Source organism: Acinetobacter sp. TUM15071 (genome assembly GCF_008980925.1).
Taxonomy (GTDB): Bacteria; Pseudomonadota; Gammaproteobacteria; order Pseudomonadales; family Moraxellaceae; genus Acinetobacter; species Acinetobacter dispersus.
Window position 1 is genome coordinate 222,252 of record NZ_BKGB01000003.1, and the last position, 23,003, is coordinate 245,254.

20 protein-coding genes are annotated in these 23,003 nt (G+C 40.4%); 10 read left to right on the forward strand and 10 right to left on the reverse strand.

Features of this window, described 5'->3' with window-relative positions:
• The first annotated feature begins 112 nt into the window (after positions 1–112).
• From rodA to GBI66_RS04540, 4 genes are all read left to right on the forward strand, one after another.
• Entirely contained in the window at positions 113–1,255 is a 1,143-nt protein-coding gene (rodA, locus tag GBI66_RS04525; RefSeq protein ID WP_005187651.1) for a rod shape-determining protein RodA, read from the forward strand.
• 19 nt (positions 1,256–1,274) lie between these two features.
• Entirely contained in the window at positions 1,275–2,276 is a 1,002-nt protein-coding gene (mltB, locus tag GBI66_RS04530; RefSeq protein WP_151715304.1) for a lytic murein transglycosylase B, read from the forward strand.
• A 288-nt stretch (positions 2,277–2,564) separates the two neighbouring features.
• Positions 2,565–3,176, forward strand: a complete 612-nt coding sequence (locus GBI66_RS04535) for a septal ring lytic transglycosylase RlpA family protein (protein WP_151715305.1) — start codon at positions 2,565–2,567, stop codon at positions 3,174–3,176.
• Positions 3,177–3,311: 135 nt separating this feature from the next.
• Positions 3,312–3,764 (forward strand): DUF962 domain-containing protein, encoded by a 453-nt coding sequence (locus tag GBI66_RS04540; RefSeq protein WP_151715306.1) that lies wholly within the window; start codon positions 3,312–3,314, stop codon positions 3,762–3,764.
• Between the two features lie 40 nt (positions 3,765–3,804).
• Here GBI66_RS04540 and GBI66_RS04545 read toward each other — a convergent pair whose 3' ends face one another.
• A complete protein-coding gene (locus GBI66_RS04545; RefSeq protein WP_005313170.1) occupies positions 3,805–4,272 on the reverse strand; it encodes a DUF3465 domain-containing protein in 468 nt (155 codons plus the stop codon).
• Between the two features lie 79 nt (positions 4,273–4,351).
• Positions 4,352–5,767, reverse strand: coding sequence for a Si-specific NAD(P)(+) transhydrogenase (gene sthA, locus GBI66_RS04550; RefSeq protein WP_004806376.1), 1,416 nt, complete (start codon positions 5,765–5,767; stop codon positions 4,352–4,354).
• 189 nt (positions 5,768–5,956) lie between these two features.
• Here sthA and lipA point away from each other — a divergent pair, with 189 nt between their 5' ends.
• Positions 5,957–6,970, forward strand: coding sequence for a lipoyl synthase (gene lipA, locus GBI66_RS04555; protein ID WP_016539771.1), 1,014 nt, complete (start codon positions 5,957–5,959; stop codon positions 6,968–6,970).
• Between the two features lie 41 nt (positions 6,971–7,011).
• Here lipA and GBI66_RS04560 read toward each other — a convergent pair whose 3' ends face one another.
• From GBI66_RS04560 to hrpA, 3 genes are all read right to left on the reverse strand, one after another.
• On the reverse strand, positions 7,012–7,251 hold the full coding sequence (locus GBI66_RS04560; RefSeq protein WP_151715307.1) for a hypothetical protein: 240 nt from the start codon (positions 7,249–7,251) through the stop codon (positions 7,012–7,014).
• A 305-nt stretch (positions 7,252–7,556) separates the two neighbouring features.
• Complete coding sequence (locus GBI66_RS04565; protein WP_004806370.1) at positions 7,557–8,663, reverse strand: beta-ketoacyl-ACP synthase III; 1,107 nt, start codon at positions 8,661–8,663, stop codon at positions 7,557–7,559.
• Between the two features lie 45 nt (positions 8,664–8,708).
• Entirely contained in the window at positions 8,709–12,563 is a 3,855-nt protein-coding gene (gene hrpA / locus GBI66_RS04570; protein WP_151715308.1) for an ATP-dependent RNA helicase HrpA, read from the reverse strand.
• 478 nt (positions 12,564–13,041) lie between these two features.
• Here hrpA and ahpC point away from each other — a divergent pair, with 478 nt between their 5' ends.
• Both ahpC and GBI66_RS04580 read left to right on the forward strand, forming a co-directional pair.
• Positions 13,042–13,605 (forward strand): alkyl hydroperoxide reductase subunit C, encoded by a 564-nt coding sequence (gene ahpC, locus GBI66_RS04575; protein WP_004772679.1) that lies wholly within the window; start codon positions 13,042–13,044, stop codon positions 13,603–13,605.
• Positions 13,606–13,858: 253 nt separating this feature from the next.
• On the forward strand, positions 13,859–14,068 hold the full coding sequence (locus tag GBI66_RS04580; protein WP_005204416.1) for a KTSC domain-containing protein: 210 nt from the start codon (positions 13,859–13,861) through the stop codon (positions 14,066–14,068).
• 51 nt (positions 14,069–14,119) lie between these two features.
• Here the strand turns inward: GBI66_RS04580 and GBI66_RS04585 are convergent, their stop codons facing one another.
• Complete coding sequence (locus GBI66_RS04585) at positions 14,120–15,313, reverse strand: alkane 1-monooxygenase (RefSeq protein WP_151715309.1); 1,194 nt, start codon at positions 15,311–15,313, stop codon at positions 14,120–14,122.
• 122 nt (positions 15,314–15,435) lie between these two features.
• On the opposite strand from GBI66_RS04585, the gene GBI66_RS04590 reads away from it, so the two are divergent.
• On the forward strand, positions 15,436–16,485 hold the full coding sequence (locus GBI66_RS04590) for an AraC family transcriptional regulator (protein ID WP_151715310.1): 1,050 nt from the start codon (positions 15,436–15,438) through the stop codon (positions 16,483–16,485).
• Here the strand turns inward: GBI66_RS04590 and GBI66_RS04595 are convergent.
• The gene (locus tag GBI66_RS04595) at positions 16,462–17,049 is read right to left on the reverse strand and encodes an O-methyltransferase (protein ID WP_151715311.1); all 588 of its coding nucleotides are present in this window, start codon (positions 17,047–17,049) and stop codon (positions 16,462–16,464) included. The two genes, GBI66_RS04590 and GBI66_RS04595, sit on opposite strands and share 24 nt — an antisense overlap.
• Before the next feature lie 40 nt (positions 17,050–17,089).
• On the reverse strand, positions 17,090–17,308 hold the full coding sequence (locus tag GBI66_RS04600; RefSeq protein ID WP_005187629.1) for a DUF1653 domain-containing protein: 219 nt from the start codon (positions 17,306–17,308) through the stop codon (positions 17,090–17,092).
• Between the two features lie 231 nt (positions 17,309–17,539).
• Between GBI66_RS04600 and ahpF the strand changes: the two genes are divergently transcribed.
• Positions 17,540–19,105: an alkyl hydroperoxide reductase subunit F gene (gene ahpF, locus GBI66_RS04605; RefSeq protein ID WP_005294957.1), complete on the forward strand. Its 1,566-nt coding sequence runs from the start codon at positions 17,540–17,542 to the stop codon at positions 19,103–19,105.
• A gap of 157 nt (positions 19,106–19,262) precedes the next feature.
• A complete protein-coding gene (locus GBI66_RS04610; RefSeq protein WP_005187627.1) occupies positions 19,263–19,607 on the forward strand; it encodes a hypothetical protein in 345 nt (114 codons plus the stop codon).
• A 53-nt stretch (positions 19,608–19,660) separates the two neighbouring features.
• On the opposite strand, the gene GBI66_RS04615 is transcribed toward GBI66_RS04610, so the two are convergent.
• Both GBI66_RS04615 and GBI66_RS04620 read right to left on the reverse strand, forming a co-directional pair.
• Positions 19,661–20,272, reverse strand: coding sequence for a glutathione binding-like protein (locus tag GBI66_RS04615; protein ID WP_005153867.1), 612 nt, complete (start codon positions 20,270–20,272; stop codon positions 19,661–19,663).
• A 206-nt stretch (positions 20,273–20,478) separates the two neighbouring features.
• A complete protein-coding gene (locus tag GBI66_RS04620) occupies positions 20,479–22,917 on the reverse strand; it encodes an ExeM/NucH family extracellular endonuclease (RefSeq protein WP_151715312.1) in 2,439 nt (812 codons plus the stop codon).
• Positions 22,918–23,003 lie beyond the last annotated feature (86 nt).

The window sequence follows — 23,003 nt, forward strand, 5'->3', positions numbered from 1 at the left end:
TTTTTATGCCAAATTAATCCCTTATAAATGTCACAATTTCTAAATTTGCATTGTCTAAATCAGCGTTTATGTTAGCATTCGCGAAGCGTTGATTTACCTGATTTAGAATCGCATGTCTCCAAGCCCACAATACAAATTTTTACGTCAAGCACCTCGTGATGGCTTAAGCACAGCCAACCAGCCTTCTCGTTGGCAACAACTGCACCTTGATCCATGGCTTTGCTTATTTTTAGTGCTCAATGCAGCACTTGGTTTAACTGTTTTATATAGTGCTTCAGCACAAGATGTCGGACTTGTCACCAAACAGGCAATGAGTTTCGGGATCGGCTTTGCAGTTATGTTTGGTTTGGCCCAGATTCCACCAAAAGTCTATCAGGCATTCTCTCCTTACTTTTATGTATTTGGAGTATTGTGCCTGATTGCTGTGATGGTATTTGGTGAAGTCCGTATGGGAGCACAACGCTGGATTGATATTCCTGGTTTCGGGAGTGTGCAGCCGAGTGAGTTTATGAAAATCGGCATGCCGATGATGGTGGCTTGGTTCTTGTCACGCAAAGCACTGCCTCCTAGCTTCTCACAAGTAATTCTGTCTTTAATGCTGATTGTGGTGCCTTTCCTACTCATCGCAGAACAGCCCGACTTAGGTACCTCTTTATTGGTACTTGCCAGTGGTATTTTTGTGCTTTTCCTTAGTGGATTGTCTTGGAAGTTGATTGCGGGTGCTGCAGGTGTTGCAGGCATCATCATTCCAATTGCTTGGGAATTCTTGCTACATGATTATCAACGTCAACGTGTTTTAACTTTATTTAATCCTGAGGCCGATGCTCTAGGTACAGGTTGGAACATTATTCAGTCTAAAACTGCAATCGGTTCTGGTGGCTTTTCAGGTAAAGGCTTTTTAGAGGGAACTCAATCCCACTTACACTTTTTACCCGAAGGTCATACTGACTTTATTATTGCAGCCTATTCGGAAGAATTTGGCTTGATTGGCGTTACCCTGCTGATCTTGCTTTATTGTGCAATTATTTTCAGAACATTCCAGATTGGCCTACAAAGCTTCCATAACTATGGTCGTTTGGTTGCAGGGGCATTTGGTTTGTCATTTTTTGTTTATGTATTTGTAAATGCAGGCATGGTCAGTGGTATTTTACCTGTGGTAGGTGTGCCTTTGCCGTTCATGAGTTATGGTGGAACTGCAATTATTACTCTTATGTCAACTTTTGGACTGGTTATGTCTATTCATACACATCGATAATGAGGAATTTTATAAACTTATGTTTCTTCCTACTTTGAATAAAACTTTTAAATTTTTAACTTTAAGCGTTGGTTTATTCTTGAGCAGTAATTGGGCACAAGCCAATGAATTTTATAACCATCCTAATTACTTTGCGTTTAAACAAAAAGCAATGACGACCTATGGCTTAAGCAGCGAACAAATCGATGCTGCCATGAGTGATGCGCGCAATTTACCCAACATTTTAAACATCATGACCCGCCCTGGTGAAAGTAAACCTTGGTACCAATATCGCTCTATGTTTTTAGTCGAGGGTACCATTCAACGTGGTGCGCGTTTTAAAAGCCAATATGAAGACGTACTGAATCGTGCTGAACAGCAGTATGGTGTACCTAAATCAGTGATTCTCGGTATTTTAGGCGTAGAGACTGGCTACGGTGCCAATAAAGGCTCTTTCATCACCAGAGACGCCTTAGCAACGCTTGCCTTTGGTTATCCGCGCCGTGCCGACTACTTTAGTGATGAATTGGCTGCATTAATTTCATGGACATATAAAGAAGGCTATCCAACCAACAGTATCGTGGGTTCCTATGCAGGTGCGATTGGTTACCCGCAATTCATGCCAAGCAATATTCAAAAATTAGGTGTGGACTACGACGGCAATGGTCATATCGATTTAAGAAACTCTGCTGCGGATGCAATTGGGTCAATTGCTAACTATTTAGCTCAACATGGTTGGCAGCGAGACCGTCCAATTGGCTTCCCTGCTCGTTACTTAGGTAACAACCCTGATAGCGTGATTGCTAAAGATTTGACCCAGCCAGTTCCTTATGGTGAATTGAAAAAATTGGGAGTGGCGCCAATTGACCCATTGGTAAAAATTGATGATCTTGATTTAGTCAATGTTATTCAATTACAAGACCAATTTGGTCCAATTTACTATATCACTTATCCAAATTTCCAAGTCATTACGACTTACAACAAGAGCCGTATGTATGCGACAGCAGTATGGTTATTAGGTACAGAAGTAGCTAGCCGATAGGCTAGCTTTTTTACAACATTATGAAAAGTCAATAAATTTTTTATTTAAAAAGTACATATATTCGGCAAAATTCATAAAATGTTACAATATTGATTATTTATTAACCAGAAACTGTAAGTTTTTGCCCTTTTTGTAACTATTTATCGTTAAAGACTAGACACACTTCGTAAGCGATGAATATTATCGCCCCAAGTTAAAAGTAATTGCAAAAGTGAATAATTAGACATGTGCACTATATTTCAAGGTTTTTATTGAAATAGAAAAGCATGTTCTCTAGGAGTTTATACAATGCAGTTTTCGCTAAAATATATTCTAGCGCTGACGGCAGGCTTAAGTTTAAGCCCGTTACATGCTGAAATGGTACAGTCTTCATCATTAATCAATGATGTGGAAGGTTCTAATTTGGCTGCCCGCGTACTAAGCAAAGATTCTCAAAATTTTAATTCTCGTTTTTCAAACGTTAATAGTCTTTCAATCACTGAGAGTTCTGGTGACAAAGTACGTCGCCAAACGATCGCTGCTAAGATCGATATCCCAGCAGAAGAGCCTTCAGTGATTGAAAAACTGAATACTGTTGCTTCGAACACCGTTCGTAAATTCAGCCAAAATGGCGTTGCATCATGGTATGGTCGTCAATTCCATGGTCGCAAAACAGCAAGCGGTGAAACATTCGATATGAATGCAATGACTGCTGCACATCGTAGCCTTCCTTTGAACTGTTATATTCGTGTGACAAACAAAGACAACGGCAAAAGTGTTGTTGTAAAAGTTAACGATCGTGGTCCTTTCCATGGTAACCGTGTATTAGACTTATCTTATGGTGCTGCAAAGCAACTTGGTATGTCTAGCTCAGGTACAGGTAATGTGAGCATTGAACGTGTTGATGGTCCTAATTCTTAATCATTAAGACCATCACTAAAAAGCCGCTTATTGCGGCTTTTTTATTTTTATCTATTACATTTGTTGATGCTTTACGCCTTATCCTATTCTTCGGTATATTGAATAAATAAAAATGAATACTGCAAGGAGAGCAATGTGAAATCGATAGACGAATGGTTTGATGAATATAGTGACAGCCACCAAAACCAAACCAACAAGAAAATTCACTGGGTCTGTGTCCCTGCCATTCTATTTTCTATTATTGGTATTCTGGCGCACTTTAGTACGCTGCTCACCGCGCTATTGCTGGTTTTAACTTTAGTCTTCTATGCACGCTTGGATATTGTTTTAGCAGTGGCGATGGCTGCTTTATTAGCCGCCATGGCGTGGCTAATCGTGATCTTACCTGTGGGTGTTGGGTTCTATATCGGTGTTTTTGTGATTGCTTGGATCGGACAATTTTATGGGCATAAAGTTGAAGGTAAGAAGCCTTCATTCTTTAAAGACTTACAATTCCTTCTGATTGGCCCTGTATGGTGTATGGACGCTTATTTAGCTAAAGTCCTACCTAAATGGAAAATTCGTCAAAAATCAGCGATTACAAGCTAATTTAGCGCACATCTTGCAAGCGACCAACCAAGGGAAACTATTATTGATAGATTTTCCCTTGGTATTTTAGCCAACCGTCAATGTGTTTTCCACGCGGATCATGATGGGTCCAGTGAATCACTCCACCTTTTTGGCTGTATTCATATTCACCATAAAACTCCACCGTAGCGCCCTTTTTCAACCCTTCGATTCTTGGGGCTAAATCAATGTTGTGTGCGATCAATACGGTTAAACCATTCTCCAGTTTAAGAATCATTTTCTGATGTCTTGAACCTTCATTGTCATCTGGCAAAATCGCCTTTACAACACCTTGTGCTTGAACTTGCACATTACTTCGCTGCTGCTGATAGGCTTGCATGATCTTATGCTGATCATCCACTGACACATTGCTATTTGTAGTCGGTGATTGACTACTTGTATTTTGTTTTTGCTTTAAGTCAAAGCCGAAATAAGCTGCAATCAACACAATGATCGCAATAATGATCAGATTATTTTTTTGAGTTTTCATATTTACCTTTTAGCAGACACAAAATAGCAAAATGCCAATCGAATTGATTGGCATTTTGATCATACAACGTCTATCACATTTAGAATAGTCGGTTCATACCATTCAAAGCCGCAACACGATATGCTTCAGCCATGGTTGGATAGTTGAATGTCGTTTCCACGAAATACTTCAAGGTATTGTTTGGACTGTGCATCACCACTTGCCCAATGTGAATAATCTCTGCTGCATTGTTACCAAAACAGTGAATACCCAAGACTTCTAAAGTATCACGATTGAACAGAATCTTTAATTCACCGACGGTATCACCAGTAATCTGTGCACGTGCCAAATGACGGAAAGAAGCCTGACCAACTTCGTAAGGCACTTTCTCTTCAGTCAGTTCTTGCTCAGTTTTACCAATTGAAGAAATCTCTGGAATGGTATAAATACCTGTTGGTACATCACGGATTGGCTTCACATTCTTTTCGCCTACCATGTTTGCACCTGCGCAACGACCTTGGTCATACGCAGCGGAAGCGAGTGAAGGCCAACCAATCACATCACCTGCCGCATAAATATTTTCAGCTTCAGTTTGATATTGATCATTGACCATCAACTGACCACGACCATTCGGTACTAGCCCCACATTTTCCAAGCCTAGACCATCGGTATTACCTGAACGACCATTACACCATAAGATTGCATCTGCCTTGATCTTCTTACCGCTGAGTAAATGTAAGACCACATGATCATCAAAAGTTTCTAAACGATCAATTTGCTCATTGTGACGAATCAATACACCTTGTTCACGTAAGTGATATGACAATGCATCGGCAATTTCATCATCAAGGTAGCTTAAAAGCTTTTGCTGGGTGTTGATCAAATCAACTTTATGATCAAGTCCGATGAAAATAGAAGCATATTCACAACCAATCACGCCCGCACCATAAATGATGATTTTTTGGATTGAATAATCAAGATCAAGAATCTTGTCCGAATCAAATACGCGCGGATGATTGAAATCTAGACCTTTCGGTTGGTATGGACGGCTACCGGTTGCAATCACGATTTGCTTGCAAATAATGGTGTCTTTAATACCATCCTGACCAAAAATCAGTACGGTGTTTTTATCTTGGATATACGCGCGACCGTGGAAAACTTCGATTTTATTGCGATCATAAAAACGTGTATGCGTATCAACTTGTTGTTGAATGACTTTATGCGCATTACGTAGTACCTGCTTCATGGTGAATTGTTTCCACTCACCTACTTTTTGAAACATCGGGTCACGTTGATAACGAATAATACTTGAAACTGTTTGACGTAAAGCTTTACTTGGAATTGTACCTACGTGTGCGCAGTTACCACCGAGTTGATCGCGAACATCAACGATTGCAACACGTTTACCTGCTTTTGCAAGCTTCATTGCCGCGCCTTCGCCAGCTGGGCCAGAACCGAGAATTACTGCATCATATTTAACAATATTCCCACCAACGACCTCTTTCTTACGTGGCATTCAAAGCTCCTTTGTCTCTTAACCGTTTTGCTATATATATGATAACCAATATGCAGCCAGATGATGTATTTCACAACTATATATTTTTATATATTTACATTTTCAAAATGAATACCACTTTTCATGCTTTATTACGGTAAATTTGACTATAATAACGGGATATCTCAAGTCAAAGGCTGTAGAAATTATATGTCTGAACACCGTAAACCTGAACAGGGTATAAAACTTCGTGGCGCGGAAAAAGTCGCGAGAATTCCTGTAAAAGTTATCCCTACGGTTGAAGTACCTCGCAAACCTGACTGGATTCGAGTCAAGATGACCGCTCCAGAAGAAGTTCAGCGTATCAAAACAACCTTGCGCTCGCAAAAACTGCATACCGTATGTGAAGAAGCGGCTTGCCCCAACCTACCAGAATGTTTCGGTGGTGGTACAGCAACTTTCATGATCATGGGTGATATCTGTACCCGTCGCTGTCCATTCTGTGACGTTGCACATGGTCGTCCAAATGCTTTAGATCCAGATGAACCACGCCACATGGCAGAAACCATTTCCAATCTTGGCCTCAAATATGCCGTGATTACCTCGGTTGACCGTGACGACCTTTTGGATGGTGGTGCGCAACACTTCGTTGATTGTATCAAAGAAGCCCGTGCATTAAGCCCAAAAACCCTATTGGAAATTCTGGTGCCTGACTTCCGTGGTCGTATGGACATTGCCTTACGCATCATGACTGAATGTCCGCCAGATGTATTCAACCACAACATTGAAACTGTGCCACGTTTATATAAAGCGATGCGTCCAGGTTCTGATTATCAGCACTCTTTAACGCTGTTAAAAATGTTTAAAGAATACTGCCCTGATGTCCCAACCAAATGTGGTTTGATGGTCGGTATCGGTGAAACTGAAGAAGAAGTGATTGCCCTACTCGATGATCTTAGAGCACATGATGTTGACTACATTACCATTGGTCAATATCTACAGCCATCTAAGCAACATGCGCCGATTGACCGCTTTGTTACACCAGAAGAATTCGAGCGTTATGCTGAGCATGGCCGTAAACTTGGTTTTAGAAATATCTGGTCTGCACCAATGGTTCGCTCAAGCTACTTTGCTGATCGCCAATACCACGGTGAACCTGTACCAGCAGTACGTCGTAAAGTTGATCCTGCCAAGAAAATTGCAGTTCAAGCGATTGAAGCTTAATCTTTTTGTTATGGACGTACTTCGGTACGTCCATTTATAAATTATGGTTTGTTAAAAATTTCAGGTGTTGCCCACACACTAGAGCATAACCATTCTTTAGGAATTTCAATTATCGCCTCAACAGGAGCTTCAACATCCCAGTAATGCTCCCACCCCCCACCACAATAGTCATCAATAATGACTAAGTTTTTCCATTTTTCCAGCCAAGCTTCTACTCGATCAAAATCTTCGGATGAATCCACATCCATAACAAAAATAGTAATTTTCTTCATCTGCCCCATATCAAACCTTCCTTTTGAATACTAGGCTTTAATAACCTTATTACTAAATGAGTATCCACCAACCTTTTCGAGAAAAGCGTCGATACTTACCAGAAGAGTTAAAAGGATCTTTTTCGCACTCTACAAAAAATCACCTGTTTTCTCCCCCTAACTGTTTTATTCTATAAAACTTCAATAAGAAATCATTTGAACCGTAATTAGTCTGGTCAGAAAGCGAAAAAACAATCCAATGCTTCAATTTATATTGATTGCTTATACAAAAAAGGAGCAAATTCATGCTCCTTAATTTTGATTATGCTAAATGCTTAAGCAATATGCTTTTGTACTACAATCGAACCAACAGAATAACCAGCACCGAATGAAGAGATCACAGCATACTCACCGTCATTGACCTGCTCACCAGTACGGTGCATAGCAATAATCACACCTGCAGACGAGGTATTAGCAAACTCATCCAGAATGATCGGTGCACGCTCTAAATCAGCCTCTTTACCGACAACCAATTTCAAAATCAGTTCATTCATATTGGCATTGGCTTGGTGCAACCAGAAACGTTTGATTTGTTCAGCGCTTAATTCAAGCTTTTCCAATTGTGCAGTAATGATTTTTGCAACCAGTGGACAAACTTCTTTAAAGACTTTACGACCGTCTTGACGGAATAACTTGTCGTCAACAACTGCATCTTCACTACGGTTTAAGAAACCAAAATTGTTACGGATATTATTTGAGAACTGCGTAAACAAATGGATATCTAAGATTTCATAACCCGATTTAGTTTCAGTTTCTTCAATAATTGATGCCGTCGCAACATCACCAAAGATAAAGTGTGCATCACGTGTACGATAGTCTAAATGACCCGATGTAATTTCAACATTGAGCAATAACACACGACGTGCGCCACATTTCACTGCATCGTAGGCTTGTTTCAAACCAAAAGTTGCAGCAGAACATGCCACATTCATGTCATAGGCATAGCCTTGAATGCCCAATGCAGACTGGATTTCAATCGCAACTGCTGGATAGGCACGTTGCATATTTGAACATGCCAAAATTACAACATCGATATCTTCTGCGGTCACGCCTGCATTTTCCATCGCTTGCTTAGCAGCAATAACGCCCCACTCCGCTTGAAGTGAAAGTTCATCATTACTACGCTCTTGCAAACGTGGACGCAAACGTGTCGGATCAAGAATACCTGATTTTTCGACCACATAACGGCGTTGAATGCCCGATGCTTTCTCGATAAATTCAGGGCTTGAGCCACGAAGTGCTTCAATTTCGCCAGCTTCAATTTGCGCTGCATTATCTTGGTTATACTGTTCTACATAAGCATTTAAACTTTCAACCAACTCTTCATTGGAAATAGATTCGGTTGGGTGGAATAAACCTGTACCAGTTATACGGATGCCCATGTAAAACTCCTGTAAAGAATACTTGTAACTTTCATATTTCTCAGTTTAACCGATTGCTAATCGATCCCATAGTTTTTGTAATCTAGTTGGTGAAATAGGCAGCTTTGTTTTCATCGGCTGAGAAAACAAAGAAATTCTAAATTCCTCCAACATCAAATACAGTTCTTTGATTTTAGGATCATTTTTAAATTTAAATACTTTGTCCATCCATGGATCGACATCATCAATTGCAGCAAGATCTCGTTGTAGATTATTGGGCAAACGATCTAAACGCAATAGCAGTGCTTTTAAATAGCGCGGGTATTCCTGCCAAATTTCAGCAGGACGGCTATAAACAAAGTTTGCTAATGACATTAAATCAAGTTGATCTTCAATATCATCCACACTTCGACCAAAGATGCTTTGATCCAACACCAATAACTCACGGCGGATCTGCTGCCATTGGGTAAATATTTCAGTTAAATCATTTAATGTCTGTTGACCATTTGCTAAAAATTGCTTTTTAGTTTCAGTGAGTAACTGCTGAAACTCAGCCGCATTTTTTGGTAGATCTTGAATTGAAACCTGCAAGGTTGCATAGACCAGCATTTGTTCCAGTTTTGCTCGATCACCCAATGGTGAATAAGCGAGAGCCAAGGGCTTGGAAATCTGCTTTTTCAATTGACGGATTAAATCCCCCAACTGCATATGCACCAGACGAATCACCCCTTCTCGATGTTGCTTAATCGCTTCATCTTGATCATTAAAGGTTTGAATCACCACACCAGATTCATCTTTGGCTTCAAGCTCCGCAAATAGTTTAGTTGGAACCAAAGCCTGATATTGCTTGATCACAACACCTGTTACTTTTTGCGATGCTTCGAATACAAAATTTTCAGGGAAGGTCTGGAACTCACCTTGTTGCTGTTTGACTGGACGATGGGTTTCAACACGGCAACGTGCTTTCAACTCATCTAAATCACGACCTTGTGCGATCAACTTGCCTTTTTCATCTACCACCTTGATAAACGGAATCAGATACTGATCAATGCGCTCAAAAGAAAAATCTTTTTCCGTAATCTGCTCACCGCGCAAAGCAAACGCCAAGTAGCTAAATAAATGTTCACGCAGATGAACTGCATCAATCCCCTGCATGAGCTTTTTAGCTGTATCTGGAATCGGCACTAAATTGCGACGCTTGTCTTTTGGTAGTGCTTTTAATAAAGCTTCGATTAAATCCTGACGCCACCCCGGAATGCCCCATGACCACTGCTTTTCATCCACTTGCGGTAAAGCCTGCACAGGAATTTTAACTGTCGCACCATCTTCATCATGGCTAGGGTCAAAACGATAGCTGGCAGCAAGTCGCAGTTGTCCATTATGCAAATAATCTGGGAATTGTTGCGTCGTTGGACGATCATTCATCCATAACGCATCATCATCTACAAATAAATAACGCGGATGCTCTGACTCAATAGTTGCACGCCAATCTTCAAAACTGCTGCGACTGGCAATTTCTTCTGGCACTTTCGCTGCATAGAACTGGTAAATGGTCTCTTCATCCACCACCAAATCACGACGACGTAATTTATCTTCAACCCGTTCAACTTCTTCAAGTTTGAGTAAGTTATGTTTTAAAAATGGCGGTGTAATACCTAAATGACCTGTCGTTAAGGCATCACGTAAAAAGATTTCATGTGCCGCAGGTTGGTCTACTTTTTCAAAATTGATTAATCTTTTCGGCTCAATAATCAAACCAAACAGAGAAATCTGCGCATAGGCATTGACGATACCTGCTTTTTTCGACCAATGTGGTTCAAAATAGTGATATTTCAATAAATCACGCGCAGCCAATAGAATCCATTCAGGATCAATTTTTGCCAAAGTCCGTAAATACACCTGAGAGGTTTCCACCATCTCAAATGCCATGACCCAAGCGGTATTGGTCTTGTGTAAGGTACTCGCAGGAAAAACTTTAGCCTTCTGCTGGCGCACTGCCATAAAGGTATTACGTTCATCGGTTTTATTCGCAATAAATGAAAGTAAGCCCGTGAGTAAGGCACGATGTAGGTTTTCATAGTTGGCTGATTTTTCATTAAAACTAAGTTTTAAACCCTCTGCCAATTCAACCAATTGCTGATGGGTTTGCTTCCACTCACGAAGGCGTAACCAACTTAAAAAGTGCTGGCGTGCAAATTGACGACGCTTATTTTCGGTTTGTGTTTCGGGACTGGTTTGCAGCGTATTCCAAAGTTTTAAATAGAATAAAAAGTCTGAATCAGCTTCTTTAAACAGTGCATGTTTTTGATCAGCCTGCATTTGCTTGTCCGCAGGACGCTCACGTGGATCTTGAATGGCCAAGGCACTGACAATAATCAGAGTTTCTTTGAGCACACCAAAATGAGCCCCGCCAACCAACATACGTGCTAAACGTGGGTCAATTGGCATACGCGCCATCATTTGACCGACTTTGGTTAAATCATTCTTACGTTCGTTTAATGCACCTAACTCAACCAAGAGCTTACGTCCGTCATTCACCAAACGGAAATCAGGTGGTTCAATAAAATCAAAATCTTCCAGATTACCTAAACCTAAGCTTTGCATTTGCAAAATAACAGATGCCAAGTTGGTCCTTTTAATTTCAGGTTCAGTAAACTCAGGACGACTTAAAAAGTCTTCTTCACTATATAGACGAATACATACACCCGCAGCAATACGACCACAGCGGCCTTTACGCTGGTTGGCGGCAGCTTGTGAAATCGCTTCAATCGGTAAGCGCTGTACCCGTGAACGGTAGTTATAACGCGAGATACGAGCAAAACCACTGTCAATCACATAGCGAATATTCGGAACCGTCAATGCAGTTTCAGCCACGTTGGTCGCAATAATAATACGTCGACCTTTACCGCCTGGACTAAAAATCTTTTGCTGTTCTGCCAGTGCCAAACGTGCATATAAAGGCAATACCTCAGTATGACGAGGGCCATATTTTTGCAGCGTTTCCTGCAATTCACGGATTTCCTGCTCTGTACTGGCAAAAATTAAAATATCCGCATATTCAGGATGACCTTTTGCTTCAGCATCAGCAAAACACTCTTCTACTGCTTGTACTACAGCACGCGGTAAATTTTCTTCGAAATCATCAAACTCGTCGTCATCACTGCCGACAATACTCAGCTCAGAGATCGGACGATAACGCAGTTCGACAGGAAAGCTGCGGCCTTCCACTTCAAAAATAGGCGCATCATAAAAATATTGGCTAAAACGGTTTACATCTAGCGTAGCCGAGGTCACGATGACTTTTAAATCAGGACGCTTTGGCAAAAGCTGCTTGAGATAGCCCATGATGAAGTCAATATTGAGTGAACGTTCATGCGCTTCATCAATAATGATCGTATCGTATTTTGATAAAAAACGGTCATTGGTCAATTCAGCCAACAAAATACCATCTGTCATCAAACGGACGATTGAATCTTGTGAACCTTGCTCATTAAAACGAATCTTAAAGCCAATTGATTCACCAAGCTTCTCGCCCACTTCTTCTGCTATACGTTGCGAGACACTTCGAGCCGCCAATCGACGTGGCTGAGTATGACCAATCATCCCCGTGAGTCCACGACCTGCCAGCATCGCAATTTGTGGAAGCTGTGTGGTTTTACCAGAACCCGTTTCACCAGCAACAATAATGACCTGATGCTTTTGAATCGCCTCAATTAAACGGTCTGCGTACTGGGTAACAGGCAGGTCTTGATTCAGTTTGATCTTGGGAACACGTGCTAGGCGTTGTTTTACCTTATGATTCGATTGCTGAATCAGTTTTTCAATTTCCGCTGTTTCTGTTTTTTTATCTTTGCGCAGTCGATTTAAACGGTGAAGGTCACGAGCCATAACCAATTGATCTACATTTAAATGACTCTGCACTGAACAGCTTTCCTGAAAAATTAAATAATCGGCTATTTTACGCCTTAAGCCCTTGCTATGCAAAGAAACCTTTTCAAACTATTTGAGATAAAATCTAAAACTGCACTGATTCGCCCAATTATACTTTTTTATTCCCCGATCATTTTACATATTCATCTGATGTAGAATATTTAATCGTATATCTTGGTTTTTTATATATTTTTATCTTTTTTCAATTTTACCCTTGAATTTTGCTGGCGTAGACTTCATGTTGTTATGCACGTTAGTTTTCAGATGTTTTGTCATGTTTGCTTCATTTTTATGTCGTCAAATAGAGAAAATATCTTTGGGTGAAAGTCGTTTTGATTGAGTTATTCAATTTTCCGATTTTAGTGATGTAAAAATACTATTTCCCCAATAACTAAAAATTATTTATTCTTGACCTCGTAAACAAGTAAGGCGTTAGCCTCTCAATAAAACCTCAATCATGGAGACAATGATGAGCTTAATTAATACTGAAGTTAAACCATTTAAAGCAACTGCGTACCACAACGGTCAATTTGTTGACGTATCTGAAGCTGATCTTAAAGGCAAATGGTCTGTTGTATTCTTCTACCCAGCTGACTTCACTTTCGTATGTCCAACTGAGTTAGGCGACCTTGCTGACAACTATGCTGAATTCCAAAAATTAGGCGTTGAAATCTATGGCGTGTCTACTGACACTCACTTCACGCACAAAGCTTGGCACGACACTTCAGACGTTATTGGTAAAATCCAATACCCATTGATCGGTGACCCAACTTGGACACTTTCTAAAAACTTCGACGTATTAATCGAAGCTGCTGGTCTTGCTGACCGTGGTACTTTCGTAATCGATCCAGAAGGCAAAATCCAAATCGTTGAAATCAACGCTGGTGGTATCGGTCGTGATGCATCTGAACTTCTTCGTAAAGTTAAAGCTGCTCAATATGTTCACGCTCACCCAGGTGAAGTATGCCCAGCTAAATGGAAAGAAGGCGAAGCTACGCTTGCTCCATCTATCGACTTAGTTGGTAAAATCTAATTATTTAGATTTTACCGATAGGTTTGAAACCACCCTTTTTAGGGTGGTTTTTTTATTGATTATTTTTATCAATCCAAGTCCTATTTCACACCGAAAATTTATAGCTAATTTTTTACAATTCTTATACTTATAAATTTATAGCAAGCTTCATTTATGAATTGTCAGACGGTTTCAGTTGGAGTACTGTCAAAGAATAGAACACCAGAGTTGTTAACCATGTACTAAAAGATCAAATCAAAATGGGGACGAATATATGGAAAAACCAGTTGTTGTAACCTCTTGGAAATACGATGTTTCTTCACGCTATTTAAAAATTTTCTATAGCAATGGCTCAGGTGAGCTTTATCATCCCGTTCCAGAGTTTATCTACAATAATTTACTTCGCACCAATGATAAAACAGCCTTTGTGCATAAATATCTTGAGTTTGATCTGCATTTTAAACGACTCTGTATTTCAGCCTAGTCAAAAAAAATCAGCCCCTTAGGGCTGATCTGTTTTATACCTTTCGCTTATTTAAGCCGCGTCATTTTGCTCAATATATTTCTCAAGCATTTCTTCCTTCACCTCAGCATGCATATTAATTCTACTGAGGTCACCTTTATAATGCGCTACAACGCGATCATCCATGATTTTTGACCACCAAGATGGAATAAATGCTGGCAAAATCATGGCACCATAACCTGCGGGTAATTGCGGTGCATCTTGAAAGTGGCGTAAGGTTTGAAAGCTTCGGGTCGGATTGGCGTGATGATCTGAATGACGTTGTAATTGATACAAGAATAAATTCGTCACCACATTATTATTGTTCCAGCTATGTTCTGGCAAAGTACGCTCATATTGACCATTTTCTTTCTTTGCACGCTTTAAACCATAATGTTCAATATAATTTACTGATTCAAATAAAGTAATTGCATAAGCCGCTTGCGTGACTTGGAATGGTACTGAACGCATACCAAACTTGCTAAACATGGCAGCATGATATACAGCTGACATTGCCCAACCATGAATTAATTCATTTTCCTTACAGAAGAAAGGCAGTTTTTTACGTTCTAAACGGTTTTTCTCAATTTCGATCGCCGATTTGAAGCTACCAATCACAGTACCTGGTAAAAATTTCCAAAAGCTTTCGCCGAATTGTGACGATGCAGGATCTTCAGGTGTTGCAACGCGACGATGATGTCCATAAGGATGTTCAATTCGGAAATGGTTATAACCTGATGGCGCTAAAGCCAAATGCGAAAGATAATGCTCTAAACGTCCACTTTTATGGCTCAGTTCATGTGCAGTATTAATGGCAATTCCATTGACCATGCCCACCAAAGTTCCCAATAAGACTTGATCTGCTACTGGCGTATCTTTACGACTGGCTAAATAGGTTCCATAAATATTGGTTGCATATTGTAATGGAATAAAAAGTTTAACAATTCGAGCGTAATACGGATCGGCTTCTAAATCAGCGATTGCATCTAATGGTGGGTTTTCGGTGTCTTCACCAATCAATTTATCCAATGTCGGAATAACGCCATGAATAAATAATGGCCCAAATGAAGCAAAGAACTTTTTCGTTTTTTTAGGGCCAAACTGATAGCCCGCCAAACCACCCATCGCAATGGTCGGTACAGCCAAACCCAATAGCCATAAATGACGTTTTTTATCCTTAAATGTTGTTGTCGCTTGCTCGACATCCAGTTGAGTATGCATATTCATTAGAAACTCCTCAATCAAACACAAAATGTTTTGCTTGAGTTGATTGTGTCTCTTCACCGGCCCTCTATATTATCATTTTAAGACTTGCTATTATCATTTTAAGACTTTACTGAGTTTTTCTTGTGCAAAAGCAACAGATCCCTGTTATTCCATCACGTTATTATTTACGACTGATTGAAATTTTAATCGGTACGCATCAATACGATAATGATTTGTTGATGGCTGTGCAGCAAGAACTGGCAAAAACAGAATTATTATCGATTCAGCAAATTGAACAATTCATTGAGATTGGTTTAAGTCTGCCCAATACTCAAGATTTGGCCTTTGAACTAGGCAAAAATATCAAGCTCAGCTCACATAGTCTCGTCGGCTATGCACTCATGACCAGTCCTAATCTGGAACATGCACTTAGGTTAATTGCACAATATTTTAGACTGATTATGCCAAGTTTTAAGCTCAGCATTCAGTTTCCAACAGGCTCACAAAAAGTTGAACTATTATTTGAACCAATTTTGCAGATGAATAAGCAATGTTTGGCCTTTCATATTGAAGCGATTGCGGTGGCGTTTTACTACAGCCTGTTAGAATTAGCAGGTCAGCAATTACAACGCTACCAAGTATATTTGAGTGTTCCAGAGCCAAGCTATCAAGAACGTTATTTAGCCTTAGTAAAAGCCAATTTCCACTTTAACTATACTTGGCTTTCAGGTATCCGCGTGGTGATTGATCAGCAGCAATTAGCACTCCCCTTACCTTTGGCGGATGCACATAGTTTAAAAATAGTTGAACAACGCTGTCAGGAACAAATCCAGAAGATCTATCATCAAGGAGAAATTGTTGAATGGGTCAGCATGATGTTACGACAAGCTAATCAAGTCCCAACCCTCATGGAATGTGCCAAAGTTTTAAACATTTCGACCAAAACCTTGCAACGCTATTTACAGCAACAAGGTGTTGAATTTCAAACTTTAAAGCAGCAGATCAGTACTGAGCGAGCCATTGAGTTATTAGAAAATTCTAGCTTTACCATTACCCATATTGCCTATGAGCTGGGTTATTCTAATCCTGCCAATTTCACCCGTGCATTTAATAAAGTGATTGGCTGTAGCCCTCAAGCATATCGACTACACCATCAAAGTAAAATAAATTCACTTCAACACCACCATACATAAACCCGCACCAATCGGCAGAATGGTACTCATGTAATCTTCATCATCTTTAATCAGTTCGAGAAATTCCTTGACCTCTGCTGCATGAGAAATCACATTATCAACAATTAAGGTACTTCCCGAAGACTGCAATAAACGCTTTAAGTCTTTCCAGTAGCTCACATAACTACCACGCTCGGCATCCAATAGAATCAGATCATAAGGTTCAGTCGCTTGGGCCAAATAATCGGCAGCATCCCCCACCCAAAAATCAATAAAAGATTCCAAGCCAAATTCTTCCGCATATTTTTTTGCTTGCGCACTGCGAAATGCATTGATTTCTAGAGTATGTACCTTCGCTCCCACGACTTTCGCAGCTTCCGCCAGCCAAAGCGTCGAATAGCCTGTAGAGGTACCTATTTCTAAAATCCGTTTTGATTGTTGAGTACGAACCAACATCGCAAGTAGCTTTGCGGATTCCGCTTCAATATTTCGGTAGCGCCTTAAGCGATCAGACTGTCGAGCATCATGTTGTTTAAACTCATCATATAAATCAGAGATACGTTGTAAAAATACTGTGCTGGTCATGTCTGATCCCTCAAGTGCTTAAATTAAAAGCGCATTGATTTTAGGTCGTTTGTATCAGTTTAAAACGTGGCAAAATTTGACCATCGTCAAGTTGAACGGTTTCGATAAACATCGTCAATGGACGTACCCACATCGAATAATCACCGTATAAACATTGATAGACCACCAGCTCTTCTTCAGTTTCGCTATGTCTTGCAACATTAAACACTTGATATAGCTGACCTTTATAGTGCTGATAGATACCACGTTGTAATGTCATATTACTTACCCTTTATTTATGCCACGAAATGATTGCAGTTATATAACAACTTTGATTGTACTCAAATTTTTTATGAAAGATATGTTTATAAAACTACCAACACAATCAAAAATTCAAAAAACCGATCAAACTCATAAAAACATACTGTTTTACCTATTCAGTACTTTTGCGTACTATAGCCTCATTGAATGAATTTAGCCGATTTGAACGTCTTAGAATTTGGAGTAATACATGTTAGATCAAAATATTAAAACTCAATTAAAAGCTTACTTAGAACGTTTAGAAAGTCCAATCGAGTTGGTTGCTGCTTTAGATGACTCCGACAAAGCTGCAAAAATCAAAGAACTCGTGACTGAAATTGCAGAACTTTCTGACCAGGTTACGGCGCGTTTTGACGGTTCAAACGCTCGCCGTCCTAGTTTCGGTGTAGCCAAAGCAGGTGAACAACCACGTGTGTTCTTTGCTGGCTTGCCGATGGGACATGAGTTTACTTCTTTGATCTTGGCATTATTGCAAGTGTCGGGTTATGCCCCTAAAGTGTCTGATGAAGTACTCACTCAGATCAAAGGTTTAAACTTAAGCGCGAACTTTGATGTGTTTGTCTCGTTGAGCTGCCATAACTGTCCAGATGTGGTTCAAGCACTTAACTTGATTGCGATTAACAATCCAAATACCACGGCAACTATGATTGATGGTGCTTTCTTCCAAGACGAAGTCGAAGAACGCAAAATCTTGGCTGTACCAATGGTGTTCCAAGACAACCAGCACATTGGTCAAGGTCGTATGACTTTGGAAGAAATCGTTGCCAAGTTGGATAGCAATTCAGCTGAGAAAGATGCAGCAGCAATCAATGCCAAAGATGCATTTGATGTATTGGTGATTGGCGGTGGTCCTGCGGGTGGTACAGCAGCGATTTACGCAGCACGTAAGGGCATCAAAACGGGTATTGTGGCTGAACGCTTTGGTGGTCAGGTGATGGATACCATGGATATTGAGAACTTCACTACTGTTCAAAAAACCGTGGGTCCTCAGTTCGCTCAAGACATGGAAGCCCATGTCCGTGAATACGGTGTCGACATCATGAACTTGCAACGTGTCAGCAAGATTACAGGTGCAGATCAAACGGCCAATGGTCTGGTTGAAGTTGAACTGGAAAATGGTGCCAAACTTGAATCGAAAACGATCATCCTGTCTACAGGTGCACGTTGGAGAGAAATGAATGTACCAGGTGAAGCTGAATACCGTACCCGTGGTGTGGCTTACTGCCCACACTGTGATGGTCCATTATTCAAAGGCAAACGTGTTGCGGTGATTGGTGGTGGTAACTCAGGTGTCGAAGCAGCGATTGATCTTGCAGGGATTGTAGAGCATGTGACTTTGGTTGAGTTTGATACCAAACTGCGCGCTGACCAAGTGTTGCAAGACAAATTAAATAGCTTGCCAAATACCACGGTCATCTTGAATGCACTCAGTACAGAAGTGGTTGGTGATGGTGCTCAGGTAACGGCATTGAAATACAAAGATCGTGCTACTGATGTAGAGCATAGTGTTGAACTTGCAGGGATCTTCGTACAGATTGGTTTATTACCAAACACGGATTTCTTAAAGAACAGTGCGGTTGAATTGAGTAATCGTGGTGAGATCGTGATTAATGATCGCAACGAAACCAATGTCAAAGGTGTATTTGCTGCGGGTGACTGTACTACCGTGCCTTATAAGCAAATCATCATTGCCACAGGTGAAGGTGCCAAAGCATCACTGTCTGCCTTTGATTATATGATCCGTTCGGGCGTATAAGTCTACTCAGAACATGTGCACGCACTTACATTTTCCGATGTAAGTGCGTGTTTTTACAAGTTATCAACAAATTTTCAACTTTATTATTCATCAAGTTTATGTTTATATTTTCGGTATCCATATCCTATTGGATGCCACAAAGAAAAGGAAATAAACAATGAATAAATTACTTGTTGCATTAGGTCTTGCTGCCACTGTTGCGCTTGTAGGCTGTAATAAAGATAAAGCACCTGAAACAGGCGCAACCACGGGTGAACATTTAGAACATGCCGCTAGCCAAGCTGGTGCTGATGTTCAAAATGCTGCTGATACTGCTGCGAACAATGTTGCAACTGCGGTAGATACAGCGGGTGATCAAATTGATGCTGCTGCTGATCACACTGCGACTGCAACTGCTGAAGCTGCTGCTAAAACTGAAGCTGCTGCACGTGATGCAACGGCTAAAGTTGCTGGTGCTGTAGAATCAACTGCTGCTGATGTGAAAGAAAAAGCGCAACAATAATTGAGTTGAAATAAAAAAGCCTCTGTAAACAGAGGCTTTTTTATTTGTCTGGATTAACTTAATAAACCTTCATCACGCATCGCAATTTGCACAGATTGACGTTCCGCCACTTTATTGCGTAATGCAATCACATTGATATAAGGTGTTAAGTCATGTTCGATATGGTTTGACCAGTTGGTGAGCACGAATAAATACGCATCCGCAGGGCCAAAATTATCATCGACCAAATAATCACAATCCGATTCAGCTAAATAATTGTCGATATACTTAAGCAAACGATCAACTTCCGCATAGGCTTTGGTTTTCTCATCATCAGTGAGCTTCCCGCCAAAGAATACTGAATAAGCATCATGCAATTCTGAATTCAAGTAGCCTAACCACTCTAGGACTTTAGCACGCCCCATTCCTGATGGTGGAATCAAATCCTGTTTAGGATCATGCTGTGCCAAAAACGGTAAAATTGCCACATTCTCAGTTAAAATCAAACCTGGATTAATTTCCAAAGCAGGGACATAACCTTTTGGATTAATCTCGTAATAATCTGCACCTTTTGAAGTTTTATGTGTTTTTAGATCAACTCGTTCTAAATCAAAATCTACGTTTATTTCATTTAAAATAATATGGGCTGCCAATGAGCATGCACCAGGTGAATAATACAACTTCATAATTGATCCTTGTTATCTAACAACTTTTGCCCTAGAACGTTCCTACGAAACTCGAGAACAGAAATAACCAAAATTTATAATAGCTTTCATGCTAAGAACATCTACACCACTACTATTAATGAATTTTTTTCTGCCTTGCAAGTTATATTCCGTGACGATTGATTAATTTATGAAAAAACAAACCAAACAATGTCACGGAAATCAGATTACGCTCGACCAAAAAGCTTGCCTAACCATTCAAATAATGAGTTTAAAAATTCAACAATGATATTCTTCGGATTATGTGGTTCAAGTTGAGAATCCGAGCTTTTCATATCCAAATCTACAATCACAGGATCATGATCTGAAGAACGATAAGCATCTGCCGAGAAGAATAGGGCTTTTTGCTCATCGGTTTTATATTCTTCGTTATAGTCCAATACCGTTGGCTCATCGGCATTGATATGCCATGCAAAAGTTTTGATCACACGCTTATATAGGTTGGCATCGGCAATGGCATGATCAAGGTTACCTGCACCGCCATAACCATCTGCATCGCTGGCGACACCAAACACATAGCTATAAGCCTGATTGCCCTCACCCACTTTGCTATCATTCAGCAATACTTTGTAGTTAGCTTTCTCAAAGCTGAGGATTGGATCTTCTTTGGCATAACTATTCATATCGCCTAACAGCAAGATATTCGGATTCTTCACTTGGGTTGGATTCTTGGCAATCCATTGGGTAAGTTGCTCAACCGCCTTAACTCGGGTTGGGTTCCAACAGCCCTGCCCATCACGTTGATCTGCATCGAGAGAGTTTTCATCGACACCGCGACAGCTCTTCGATTTAAGATGATTTGGAATCACTGTAAAGATTTGTCCGCCCTGTACAGGCTTGAAGGATTGCGCAATAGTAGAACGGCTTTTATCCCCCAAATCCAACACCGCAGGTTTATTCACTGGCTGAACACGTTTGCTATTATAGATAATCGCAACTGCAATCACATCTGTACCGAGCTGATTCAGCCCTTCAGGAATCACATATTTCCAGTCTGGTCCTAAAGCCTTAGTCAAGTTAGCAACTGCACTATCACTGCCATAACCATTATTGGCAATCTCCATCAAACCATACACATCTGCATCGATTGATTTTAATGCATTGACGATTTTGGCATGTTGCTTATCAAATTCAGCCTGACTGTTGGCACCACGTTCGGTTGGGAAGCCATTCTTGCCATTGTCATAGTTCAGCACGTTAAATGCCGCAGCACGAATATGTTTGCTTTGTTTAGTCGTAATCGTTGTACGCGGATTGGTGGTGCTCACTACTTCTGGCAAGTTTGCACCTGCAATAGGTTGTACACGCCAAGCATTAAAACGATATTCCAAAATACCCTGTGCGTTCTTTAACTGATATCCCGAGCGCAACGTATTTAAAGCACTAAAGTTTTGTGGCAGCCACGGAGCACGGTTTTGATTGTTATAACCATCATCAAAGATAATCTTAGAAAGTAGATTTTGTTGCGCTAAAGCCTTGGCTTCATTTGAAAGTGCAGGATAAAGATTGGTTGGAATGAATAAGCGACCAAGGCTTAGAGAAAGTTCACCATAACGACCAAAATTATAGTTTTCGCTTACCGTCAACATTTGCGGTAATTTCACCAACATCCCTTGATAACGTTTTGGAGAGTTACCAGCTGTATCGGTCAAACTGCTAAATGGCAAGTTTAAATCTAGTGGTTGGATCAGCGATGCCATGTTCTGGTTACAGGTTTTAATATCCTGTTGTAACTGATCCAATTGAAGTTGGTTTTGATAACTGGTTAAACGACCACGCAGGATGACTTCATCACCAATTTGTCCACCTTTGACTGCACTGCTTGCAGGAATATAAACAAAAATCGCATTACTGACATTTGGCGTGGCTTTGCTATCAGGTGTTTGCACATAGAAACCTGAGAAACCATTGCTATAGCGATAATCCGCTGTGATTACACCACGAATGGTATAATTTTGATTCTGAGTCGACTCGGCTAAACTGGCAATCGGTGTATCACTACTGCTACAGCTGACGGCATCAACAGGCGGTGTGGTGGTTGAACCGCTTAAATTCGAAAAATCATTTCGATCTGTCCATGCCTGCCAAGATTGGTCGAGGTCAAATGGACTGGTTGGGTCAACACTCACTACAGGATTATCTGTTTGGATGCGTTTAAAGCTATTCGCAGTACTGAATACCGTTGTGCCCCAACCTGCCGTTGGACGTTCACCAATACGACCAAAACGATCTACTGGCGTACCACGATAAAGCAACACAATAGCATCGTCGCCATTAAAAGATAATCCCGCTACTTGATTAACTTTATCCCCCAATTGCGCCTGTAATTCAGAACGACCAATCAGGAATTTTTGTTTACTGGCCAAGCTACCTTGTAAAGGAAAAGCCGCGGTTTTAACTGTGCCACCATTATTAAACTGCTGGATTTCATAATCAGCTAAATTCACTGTTGTGGCGTCGGGGTTATAGATTTCCAGTCCCTTTTTATTGCTGCTGCCATCGACATATTGGCTAAACATCAATTGTGCATGTGCAGCAGAAAAGATTGAAGAGGCGCCTAATAAACCTAGGCAAATGGCAATCGAATGGTATTTAAAATTGTTCATGGTTTTTTACTTAGTGTTAAAATTGTAATTAGGCTATGCAATTTCTGTGACAGCTACATGAAGCTTTTTTGACAAATTTTAAGCAA